Genomic DNA, 10,928 nt, shown 5'->3' with positions numbered 1-10,928 from the left:
TTCCTGTTTTGTTTTTTTATAGTCTGTAAATACGCTCGGCTGTGCCGGCGAACAGGGCATCCCGTTCATCGGCGCTGAAGTCTTTGGTTATCACGTCATAGGCGTCCAGCGCCTTGCCGTAAGAATTGAACAGCTTGTCGGTCGGGAAGTCGCTGGCGAAAGCGCAACGCTCCGGGCCGAAGGTCTCGATCACCTGAAGGATCATTGGCCGCATCGAGGCCGTGGTCCACTGGCGATCGACAAAGCCCATGCCGGAAATCTTGACCGCCGCGTGGGGCAGGGCGGCCAGCGCCTGCAAGCCTTCGCGCCATTCTGTGAGGTCGGCGTCAACCGGCATACCCATATGGTTGAGGATCACCGGCACGTCCGGATGTCTTGCCGCCAGGCTTGCCGCCTGCTGCATCTGGTTAGGGTATATTTGCAGGTCGAAGGAGAGGTTGTATTTGCCCAGCAAGGCATAGCCGCGGGCAAAGGCGTCGTCATCGAGCAGGTTGCGCGGGGTATAGGTGCGCTTAGGGTTAGCGTGCCAGTTTATGATATGACGGATGCCCCGGACATTGCGGTGTTCGGCGTGGGCCGCGAGAAGTCGCTCGACATCGGGATCGTTGAGCGCGGCGAAGGCAATGATGGCGGCGGGCTGGCCACCTTCGTCCGCCAGGGATTGCAGCCATTTCGTTTCCGCCAGCGCGTCCCCCGGATGCGCGCCGGCGTCAATATGGACCAGCTTTTCGACCGGGTAGCCGCTGGCATCGCGGAAATAATCGGCCAGTGTATAATCGGCGGCAATAGGCTCGACGCTGCCGTTCGGGCCATCATCGGCAAAGGGCGGTGTCAGCCAAGGATAGCGCAGCCGGTCGAGTTGCCAGAGGTGGACATGGGCGTCCAGAAATCGCTTTATGGCCATGTCCTCTCTCCTTTAATAGGTCGTCCGTCCGCCCGACGTATCGAAGACGGAAGCGGTGGTGAACGAACATTCTTCGGAGGCCATGAAGCAGACCGTGGCGGCCGATTCATCGACGATTCCTAAGCGCCCCATCGGGATTTTCGAACGCATATACTCCACCTGGGACGCGGGCAATTGCTCCAGGATCGGCGACTCGAAGGTGGCCGGGGTCAAGGCGTTCACGATGACACCCTTTGTGGCCAGTTCCTTGCCGAGCGACTTGGTCAGGCCAATCACGCCGGCCTTGGAGGCTGAGTAGGCCGAGGCGTTCGGATTGCCTTCCTTGCCCGCCACGCTCGCCACATTGACGATGCGGCCATAGCCGCCTTCCAGCATAAAGGGGATAACCTCGCGGCAGCAGTAGAACAGGCCGTTGAGGTTGATATCCATGACCTTCAGCCAGCTCTCGACCGGGAATTCCCAGACCGGCACGGTGGCGCCGGTGATGCCGGCCGAATTGATCAGGATATCGATCTTGCCCAGAATCTCCTTCGAGGCTTTCGAGGCGGCGGATACGGCGTCGAGATCGGAGACATCGAGCGCCACGACGCCGGCCGCGCCGGTTTCGGTCTTTGCGGCTTCCAGCGCCTCGGCATTGAGATCCCACAGGACGACCTGGCCCCCCTCGGCGACGATACGCGCGGCGGCGGCCTTGCCGAGGCCCGAAGCGGCCCCGGTGACGATGGCCGTGCGGCCTTTGAAACGTTCGGGGTACATTACTCGATAATCTCCAGGCCTTCGAGCGAGAAGGGGATGACGGTCTGTCTTTGCTCGCCCAGCTTCGAGACACCCAGGTGCATGGTGTCGCCGGCATTGAGATAGATCGGATCGGGTTTCTTGCCTTCGCCGACGCCCGGTGGTGTACCGGTGATGACCAGATCGCCCGGCTGGAGGGTCACGAAGCGGCTGATATAGGCCAGCGCCTCGGCGACCGGGAAGATCATGGTGCGGGTATTGCCTGTCTGCATCCGCTGGCCGTTGACATCGAGGAACATGTCCAGTTCCTGCGGATTGCCGGCCTCATCGGCCGTTACCAGCCACGGACCGGTGGGGCAAAACGTATCGCAGCCCTTGCCCTTGACCCATTGCGAGCCGCGCTCCTTCTGGAAAGCGCGTTCGGATACATCATTGACCAGCACATAGCCGGCCACATGGCTCAGGGCGTCCGCAACATCGACATAACGGCAGGTCTTGCCGATGATGACGCCGAGTTCGACTTCCCAGTCCATCTTGGTGGCGTCGCGCGGTTTCATGACATCGTCATTCGGGCCGCACAGCGAGGAGGTCGCCTTGGTGAAATAGATGGGCTCCGGCGGTACGGGCAGGTTGGATTCGGCGGCATGGTCGGCATAGTTGAGCCCGACGGCGATGATTTTGCCGATATTGGCCACCGGTACGCCGTAACGCGGCTGGCCTTCGACGATGGGCAACGCGTTCAGGTCGGCGGCTTTCAGGTTCGCCAACTGCGACAGGCGGACCTCATTGGCGGTGACGTCACCGACAACGGATGACAGATCGCGGATGCGGCCATGGGCATCGACGACACCAGGCTTTTCCTGGCCTTTGGGGCCATAGCGGCAGAGTTTCATTTCGGTAGTCCTTTAGGTATTGCGACTAGCCTTCCCCCTCTCCCCTCGTGAGGGGAGAGGACGAGAGCCGAACGTAGTGAAGGCGATCGGGTGAGGGGCTGTATGAAACTACAGATAAGCCCCTCACCCGACGATCTGCGGCTTCGCCTTGCTCGTCGTCCTCTCCCCATTGTCATGGGGAGAGGGGAAGGTATGGATAGTCTGTTCGTGTGGTTCGTGGATTTGAGTTTCTAATGCGTATAGGGGCGATTCAGCTTGATCTCCGGGTTCAGCTCGACACCGAAGCCCGGCTTATCGAGCGCGGAAACATTGAGGCGGCCATTGACCGGCACCGGCTCGCCCAGCAATTGCGGGTGAAACATCGGCGCGACGTGATCAGCCTTGGGCGCCATCATCAGGAATTCGGCAAACGGCGAATTGTGGCGCGTGATGACGAAGTGATAGGAATAGACCGATGAGCCGTGGGGCACGACCATGATGCCGCGCGCATCCGCCATGGCCGAGATCTTCAGCAGTTCAGTCACCCCGCCGCACCAGCCGACATCAGGCTGGATCAGGTCGCAGCAGTCCATTTCCATCAGCATCCGGAAGCCCCAGCGGGTGGCTTCGTGCTCGCCGGTCGTGACCAGCATCCCGGCGGGGACGTTTTTCTTGAGCTGCTGATAGCCCCAGTAATCATCCGGGCTGATGGCTTCCTCGATCCACTTCAGGCCGTGCGGGGCGCAGGCGTGGGCCAGGCGGGTGGCATAGTTGACGTCGAGCGCCATCCAGCAGTCCCACATCAGCCAGAAGTCGTCACCGCATAGCTTTCGCATATCGGCCAGCATCTCGACATTCTTCTTCAGGCCGGCGTCGCCTTCGATCGGCCCATGCAGGAGGGGCATCTTGCCGCCGATAAAACCCATTTCCTTCGCTAGATCAGGACGGGCACCGGTGGCATAAAACTGAAGCTCATCGCGCACCGCGCCACCCAGCATATGATAGACCGGTTCGCCACGCAGGCGGCCCATCAGATCCCACAGGGCCAGGTCGACGCCGGAAATGGCGTTCACCACCAGGCCCTTGCGGCCATAATATTGCGAGGCGAAATACATCTGGTCCCAGATGCGTTCATAATCGAAGGGGGAGCGGCCTTCCAGGAAGCGGGCGAAGTGTTTCTCCACCATATAGGCCGCCGGTTCGCCGCCGGTGGTGACCGCGAAACCAACCGTGCCGTCATCGGCCTCGATCTCGACCACCAGGGTGCCCAGCACATTGATGCCGAACGACTTGCGGCTTTGACGATATTCCGGATAGCGGCCCATAGAGGTAGCGATATGGTTGTCGATCCAGTGGCCTTCGCCCTGGTCGTGGTAATCGGCGCCGCCGCCGCCTTCGCCGCCTTTGATGACGCTCGCACGCACTTGCTTGATCTTCGGAAAATTTCGCATTAGTCTCACCATTTGGGACGATTGACCACATCCCACTATCCCTGCACCAAATTTGGGGTGAATGGCTTGAATTCATCCCACAATTTAGATATGAGCATTAAATAATGAAACAAACGGCGTCAATGGATAATTTGAGCAGCAGGGACGGAGAGGGCGAAAGCGGTGGCAAATCACTGGCCGGCGCCCAGACCCTGGTGCGCGGCCTCGATGTCATGATGGCGGTGGCCGCTAATGCGCGCAGCCTGCCCCAGCTTTCCGAAGCGCTCGGCCTGACGCGTTCGACCACGCACCGTCTGGCCACCACGCTGGTGGAGCAAAGATTCCTCAATTTTACGCCGCGTGTCGGTTATTCGCTGGGGCCGAAACTGCTGGAACTCGGTCATCTGGCCTCGCGTCAGATGAATCTGCCGCGCATCGCCCATGATCACCTGCTGGCCCTGTCGCTTGATACCGGCGATACGGTTCACCTCGGTATACTGGATGGGGAACGCGCCCTCTATCTCGACAAGGTGCAGGGCAGCCGCCGCATCGAAATCAGTTCGCGCATCGGCGAACGCCAGCCCCTGCGCTCCACCGGTATCGGCAAGGCGCTGCTGCTGGACGCCACTGAGGATGAACTGACGTCCGTCTATATGCGCGAGGGGCGGGAATGGCCGGCCTATCGGGTTGATTTCGGCACATGGATGGACCGGATGCGCGATTACGCCGCGAAGGGCTATGCCTACGATCTCGAAGAAAACGAAGACCGTATCCGCTGTGTGGCCGCACCAATCCGCGATGCCGGCAACCGGATCATCGGCTCGATCAGCGTCTCCTCGGCCGCGCAATATATGGATGACGCCCGCATGACGGCACTGACTGAACAGGTGCTCGCCACCGTCCACGCCATTTCGCACGAATTCGGCTGGAGTGAAAACAACCTCAAATCATAAGGCTTTAAGATGCTTTTACAGGGACAACGGATTCTGATCACGGGCGGCTCACGCGGCATTGGCCGCGGCGCGGCCATCGAGTGCGCGAAGCATGGCGCTGATATCGCCATCAATGCGTCAGCCCCGTCGGACTCCGTTGACAGCCTGGTAAAAGAAATCGAAGCCCTGGGCTGCAAGGCGGTGGTATCCATCGGCGATGTGGCCGATCCGGAAAGCGCCACCGCCTTTATCGAGGCGGCGGTGAAGGGGCTGGGCGGGGTCGATCACATGGTCGCCAATGCCGGCATCTGTCCGTTCCACAGCTTCCTCGACATGCCGGTCGATCTGGTCAAACGCGTCGTCGATGTCAACCTGATGGGCACCTACTATATGTGCCAGGCGGCGGCGAACCAGATGGTCAGGCAGGGGACCGGCGGCTCGCTGATCGCCATCAGCTCGATCTCGGCCCTGGTGGGCGGTGAGATGCAGTCCCACTACACGCCGACGAAAGCCGGCCAGCATTCGCTGATGCAGTCGGTCGCCATCGCGCTGGGCAAGTACGGCATTCGCGCCAACTCCATCTTGCCGGGTACTATCGCCACGGACATCAACAAGGAAGACCTCGCTGATCCCGCCAAGCGCGAATATATGGAAGGCCGCATCCCGCTTGGACGCCTGGGCGTGCCGGCTGATATCGGCAAGGTCGTCGTGTTCCTGGCCTCGGACCTGGCAGGCTACATGACCGGCGCCCATGTGCTGGTCGATGGCGGCGCTTTCGTGCATCTGCAATAGGGGTATTTCTGGAAAATAAATTTCTCAGTAAATACAGATAATTTGTATTTATTTCTAAAAACGGAAATAATTTTCAGAAAAATTGACCTTTGAGCCACATGGCGCATACTCATGAAGTTCATTCAGGAGGGTGCCGCATGGCCCATATCGCCTTTGACCGCTATACCATCGATGCCGAACTGCATCGCTTCATTACGGATGAGGCCCTGCCGGGCACGGGTATTAGCGCTGATGCCTTCTGGCGGGGACTGGCTGGCCTGCTGAAAGGCTTCAGCGACCGCAATGCTGCCCTGCTGGCGCACCGGGATGACCTCCAGGCCCGGATCGATGACTGGCACCGCAGCTATCCCTTTGAGGCCGGCGCTTACAAGGCTTTCCTGCAGGAGATCGGTTATCTGCGGTCCGAACCGGCAGCTTTTCAGGTTTCGACGAAAAATATCGATGACGAGATCGCCTGGCTGGCCGGCCCGCAACTGGTCGTGCCCGTTTCAAACGCGCGCTATGCCCTGAATGCCGCCAATGCGCGCTGGGGCAGTCTTTATGACGCGCTCTATGGCACCGATGCCATCGCGCCGCCCGTTGCCACGCGGGCTTACGACTCCGGACGCGGCGCTCTGGTGCAAAAGCAGGCGCGCGCCTGGCTCGATCAGTTCGTGCCGTTGTCGGGTGCCAGCCACAACGATGTGACGGCCTATGCGGTCGCTGGCGGCGCGCTGGTTGCACAGACGCCGACGGGTGCGGTTGGCTTGCAGACGCCTTCGCAGTTTGCCGGCTATACGGGCGGAGGCGACGCGCCGCAATCGATCCTGCTGTGCCACAATGGCCTGCACATGGATATTCTGATCGATCGGAACAGTCTGGTGGGCCGCAACGACCCGGCCGGTGTCGCTGATATCGTCATGGAGGCGGCGCTCTCGGCCATCATGGACATGGAGGACAGCGTCGCCGCCGTCGATGCGACGGATAAGGTCGGGCTGTACCGCAACTGGCTGGGCCTGATGACGGGCGGACTGTGCGAAACCTTCGAGAAAGGCGGACAGACCCTGACGCGCGCCCTTAATCTCGATCGCGTCTACACGACACCGGATGGCGGCGTGCTTACCCTGCATGGCCGCAGTCTGATGCTGTCGCGCAATGTCGGCCTGCATATGTACAGCGATATGGTGCGCGATGCGGAGGGCAGGGGGGTGCCGGAAGGTCTGGTCGACCTGATGGTCACGGCCCTGATCACGCGCCACGATCGAGGCAATAACAGCCGCACCGGATCGGCCTACATCGTCAAGCCCAAGATGCACGGACCGGAGGAGGTCGCCTTTGTGGTCGATACCTTCGCCTTTGCCGAAGAGGCCCTGGGTCTGCCGACGAATACGCTTAAAATCGGCATCATGGACGAGGAGCGCCGCACCAGCGTCAACCTGATGGCCTGTATCGAAGCCGCCCGCGAACGGGTTTTCTTCATCAATACCGGATTCCTCGATCGCACGGGGGACGAGATACATACCTCGATGCAGGCCGGGCCGATCATGCGCAAGGGCGACATCAAAAACGCCCGGTGGATCAGGGCCTATGAGGATGCCAATGTTGAGATCGGCCTCGCCTGCGGCTTGCCCGGACATGCCCAGATCGGCAAAGGCATGTGGGCGGCGCCGGACATGATGAAGGATATGCTGGCGCAGAAGATCGCTCATCCGAAGGCCGGCGCCACTACCGCCTGGGTGCCGTCGCCTACGGCCGCGACCCTGCACGCCCTGCATTATCATATGGTGGATGTCGCGGCCGTTCAGGCGGAAATCGCCCGGCGTCCGCGCGCCTCGGTCGATGACATTCTTGTGCCGCCGCTGGCCGATCGGACCTATTCGCCGGAAGAGATCGCCGAGGAACTGGATAATAATCTGCAAGGTTTGCTGGGCTATGTCGTGCGCTGGATCGACCAGGGCGTCGGCTGCTCCAAGGTGCCGGATATCCACGATGTCGGGCTGATGGAGGACCGCGCCACCCTGCGCATTTCCAGCCAGCATGTCGCCAACTGGCTGCGTCACGGCCTGGTTGAGGAGGCGATGGTCATGGCGCGGCTGAAGCACATGGCCCAGGTGGTCGACCGGCAAAATGCCGGCGATACGGCCTATGTGCCGATGGCACTGGGCTTTGATGGCATCGCCTTCCAGGCGGCGTGCGATCTGGTTTTCCAGGGCGCGGCACAGCCCAACGGCTATACTGAATTTATCCTGCACAAGCGCCGCCGGGAAGCCAAACAAGTCGCAATGGCGCCGGCTTAGGTCAGCAGATGGCCGCCGATCAGAGCGGTAATCCGGTCGGCGGCGGCGCGCACCTTTTGCCCCAGCTCCGGCAGGCGGTCCGGCGTCAGCCGCGTCGAGGGGCCGGAAAGCGATATCCCGGCGCGGGCCTCGCCGAAGGCGTTGAAAATCGGCGCCGCAACGCACCGCATTCCGGCATTGGCCTCTTCGTCATCGATCGACCAGCCGCGCCGGCGGATCGTTTCCAGTTCGGCGCGCAGGGCTTCAGGATCGGTAATCGTCGCCGGCTCAAAGCGGGCAAGCGGTTTGCCGCGCAGGAAGGCCTCGATCCGCTCGGCTGGCATTTCCGCCAGCAGGGCCTTGCCGATACCCGACGCATGACTGGCGCGGCGCTGGCCGATGCCGAAAAAGGCGCGGATCGGTTCATGACATTCGACCTGCGACACGAAGACGACTTCGACGCCGTCGAGCATGGCCATATTGACCGTTTCGCCCGTGGCTTCCATCAGGTCGGTCATGGCCGGGCGGCCGGCCAGCAGGATCTGGTTGCGGCGCTGGAAGGCCATGCCGATGCGCAGGGCCTCTATGCCGATCGACCATTTCTGGCTGGGCTCATCGACCGTCACGAGGTCATGGCCGGCCAGGGTGCTGAGCAGGCGGTGCGTGGTGGACGGCGGCAGGGCGGATTTTTCAGACAATTCCGTCAGGGTCAGGCCGTCATGATCGGACAGCGATTTCAACAGGCCGAGCGCCTTTTCCAGGGATTGATTGGGTTTTGTGTCGGCCTTGTCCTCACGCGGGCGGCCGCGCGGTCGCCTGACTGGAAGGGATGTCATTGCCAGCGCCTCTTCAGGCAGTTTACAGAAATGGAAAATATTTTCCATAAATCATTGAAATTGACTTGTACAGGCGAGAGGGATGCGTTTCTGCGTGTCACCTGAAGGCAGCGCCCGGATTTATTTTCGCAATGCAAAAAGAAATCCATTTCCTGGCATGGCTTTTGCTGGTTTTGTGTTCACGGACAAGCGCGCGTAATGCAAATTTGTAATATACAGGCCGTATTTCTGTACCCCATTAATCACTTTGCCCGATGACAGAGCCCAAAGGTATGAACTTGCAGTCACAAAATGAAACAGAGCCGCGCGCGCATCACGATGTTCCGCCGCTCGTCGTTGACCTCGACGGCACACTGATCAAGACTGACCTGTTGCTGGAATCGGCGCTCGCCTTTGTCGCCCGGCACCCGTTTCAGTCATACAAGCTGATCTTCTGGGCACTGGCCGGCAAGTCGGTGCTCAAGCACAAGATCGCGCAGCATATCGAAATCGATGCGGCGACCCTGCCTTACAATGCGGATGTCCTGAACCACATCGAAGCCTCGGCCGGGACGCGCAAAATCTATTTGTCCTCGGCCTCCAACGAGAAATATGTCGGCCAGGTGCATGACCACCTGGGTGTGTTCGATGGTTTCATGGGGTCGGACGAAAAGACGAACAATTCAAAAACGACCAAGATTACCCGCCTGAAGGCGGACTATGCCTGTGAGTCATTCGACTATATCGGCAATGCCCATGACGACCTGCACATCTGGGGGCGCGCCAATGCCGCCATCGCCGTCAATGCCGGCGGTTCCGTGCGCCGTGCGCTGCTGAAGGCCAAGCCGGACGCCGTTTTCCTGGATTCGACGGACAAACCGGCAAAGCCCTGGAAGCCCTATGTGAAGATGCTGCGGCCGCACCAGTGGGCCAAGAACACCCTGGTGTTCGTGCCCCTGATCATGTCGCATACCTTCAGCCTGCCGGCTATTCTGCTGGCCTTCTTGGCCTTCGTGTCGTTTTCCTTGTGCGCCTCAAGCGTCTACATTCTCAATGACCTGCTGGATATAACAGCGGACCGCCAGCATCCGACCAAACGGACGCGGCCCTTCGCGGCCGGCACGGTTTCTGTCATGACGGGCGCCCTGATCGGCGCCGGGTTGCTGCTGGCGGCGTTTCTGATCGGCCTGTTCATATCACCCATGTTCCTGGCGGCGCTGGCGCTCTATTACATCATGACGAATGCCTATTCGCTTCTGCTGAAACGCAAGCTGATGATCGATGTCGTCACCCTGGCCGGACTTTACGCCACACGCCTGCTGGCGGGTGCCTATGCCGTTTCCGTACCGATTTCGGAATGGCTGCTGGCTTTTGCCGTCTTCATCTTCCTGTCCCTGGCCCTGATCAAACGGCATTCGGAAATGGCCATGCGGCTGGATGCCGGCCTGGCCGATCCCACCAACCGGGGGTATCGCATCACCGACCTGCCGGCCCTGATCGCCTTGGCCGCGGCGGCCGGCTATTCGGCGGTCATCGTGTTCTCGCTCTATATCGGCAATCCGGAAATCACCACGCTTTATACCCATCCGCGCCGCATGTTCCTGGCCTGCCCACTGCTGCTCTATTGGATTTCCCGCGCCGTCATCATGAGCCATCGCCGCGATATGCACGATGATCCGGTGGTCTTTGCATTGAAGGACCGGGTGAGCCTGATCACCTTGGGCCTGATCGGCGTGGTGGGACTGTCCGCCCTATGAACCAGTTGATGATCTACGGCGTTGTCCTGATCAGCGTCACCTTTAATGCCGTTGCGCAACTCCTGCTGCGCGTCGCCATGATGACCTTCAATACAAGCCTGGTGGCGCAACCTATGCCGTCGCGCCTTTTGGCCCTGGCCTTTTCGCCACCCCTGCTGCTGGGCCTGGTGCTGTTCGGCCTGAGTGTCCTGTCCTGGCTGGTCGTTCTGTCGCGGCTGCCGGTCGGGATCGCCTATCCCATGGCGTCGCTGGGCTATATAGTGGCCACCCTGCTGGGCGTGGTGATCCTGAAAGAGCCTGTCCATATACTCCAGATAGTCGGCATCGTCCTGATCTGCAGCGGTGTCGCCTTCATTGCGCGTTCGGCCATGGCGTAGGCTTATCGGCAAGTATCAATTGTATGAGTATTGACTCTCCGGCCCGTATCATGATCGAT

At 60.5% G+C, this 10,928-nt stretch carries 10 protein-coding genes; 5 read left to right on the top strand and 5 right to left on the bottom strand.

The window, feature by feature from the left end; all coding sequences use genetic code 11:
• Positions 1 to 16 precede the first annotated feature (16 nt).
• The 4 genes from ACTHND_RS11200 to rhmD form a co-directional block, all read right to left on the bottom strand.
• Entirely contained in the window at positions 17 to 904 is an 888-nt protein-coding gene (locus tag ACTHND_RS11200) for an amidohydrolase family protein (RefSeq protein ID WP_440178029.1), read from the bottom strand.
• Between the two features lie 12 nt (positions 905 to 916).
• Positions 917 to 1,660, bottom strand: coding sequence for an SDR family NAD(P)-dependent oxidoreductase (locus ACTHND_RS11195; protein ID WP_440178028.1), 744 nt, complete (start codon positions 1,658 to 1,660; stop codon positions 917 to 919).
• The gene (locus ACTHND_RS11190) at positions 1,660 to 2,532 is read right to left on the bottom strand and encodes a fumarylacetoacetate hydrolase family protein (protein WP_440178027.1); all 873 of its coding nucleotides are present in this window, start codon (positions 2,530 to 2,532) and stop codon (positions 1,660 to 1,662) included. Before ACTHND_RS11190 ends, ACTHND_RS11195 begins: the two co-directional genes overlap by 1 nt.
• A 230-nt stretch (positions 2,533 to 2,762) precedes the next feature.
• Entirely contained in the window at positions 2,763 to 3,962 is a 1,200-nt protein-coding gene (rhmD, locus tag ACTHND_RS11185; RefSeq protein ID WP_440178026.1) for an L-rhamnonate dehydratase, read from the bottom strand.
• Positions 3,963 to 4,084: 122 nt separating this feature from the next.
• On the opposite strand from rhmD, the gene ACTHND_RS11180 reads away from it, so the two are divergent.
• The 3 genes from ACTHND_RS11180 (at position 4,085) to ACTHND_RS11170 (ending at position 7,941) form a co-directional block, all read left to right on the top strand.
• Positions 4,085 to 4,894 (top strand): IclR family transcriptional regulator, encoded by an 810-nt coding sequence (locus ACTHND_RS11180; protein ID WP_440178025.1) that lies wholly within the window; start codon positions 4,085 to 4,087, stop codon positions 4,892 to 4,894.
• Positions 4,895 to 4,903: 9 nt separating this feature from the next.
• A complete protein-coding gene (locus tag ACTHND_RS11175; protein ID WP_440178024.1) occupies positions 4,904 to 5,665 on the top strand; it encodes an SDR family NAD(P)-dependent oxidoreductase in 762 nt (253 codons plus the stop codon).
• Between the two features lie 137 nt (positions 5,666 to 5,802).
• Positions 5,803 to 7,941 carry a malate synthase G gene (locus tag ACTHND_RS11170; protein WP_440178023.1) on the top strand — a complete coding sequence of 713 codons (2,139 nt, stop codon included), beginning with the start codon at positions 5,803 to 5,805 and terminating at the stop codon, positions 7,939 to 7,941.
• Here the strand turns inward: ACTHND_RS11170 and ACTHND_RS11165 are convergent.
• Positions 7,938 to 8,756: an IclR family transcriptional regulator gene (locus tag ACTHND_RS11165; RefSeq protein ID WP_440178022.1), complete on the bottom strand. Its 819-nt coding sequence runs from the start codon at positions 8,754 to 8,756 to the stop codon at positions 7,938 to 7,940. The genes ACTHND_RS11170 and ACTHND_RS11165 overlap by 4 nt on opposite strands.
• 272 nt (positions 8,757 to 9,028) lie before the next feature.
• Here ACTHND_RS11165 and ACTHND_RS11160 point away from each other — a divergent pair, with 272 nt between their 5' ends.
• Both ACTHND_RS11160 and ACTHND_RS11155 read left to right on the top strand, forming a co-directional pair.
• Positions 9,029 to 10,492 carry a UbiA family prenyltransferase gene (locus ACTHND_RS11160; RefSeq protein WP_440178021.1) on the top strand — a complete coding sequence of 488 codons (1,464 nt, stop codon included), beginning with the start codon at positions 9,029 to 9,031 and terminating at the stop codon, positions 10,490 to 10,492.
• A complete protein-coding gene (locus ACTHND_RS11155) occupies positions 10,489 to 10,869 on the top strand; it encodes an EamA family transporter (protein WP_440178020.1) in 381 nt (126 codons plus the stop codon). The genes ACTHND_RS11160 and ACTHND_RS11155 overlap by 4 nt, the downstream gene beginning before the upstream one ends.
• The last annotated feature ends 59 nt before the right edge of the window (positions 10,870 to 10,928 follow it).

This window comes from Asticcacaulis sp. (assembly GCF_051954415.1).
In the GTDB taxonomy this organism is placed as follows: Bacteria; Pseudomonadota; Alphaproteobacteria; order Caulobacterales; family Caulobacteraceae; genus Asticcacaulis.
Note: the sequence above shows the minus strand (reverse complement) of the source record. Positions and strands in the feature narration are given on the sequence as shown.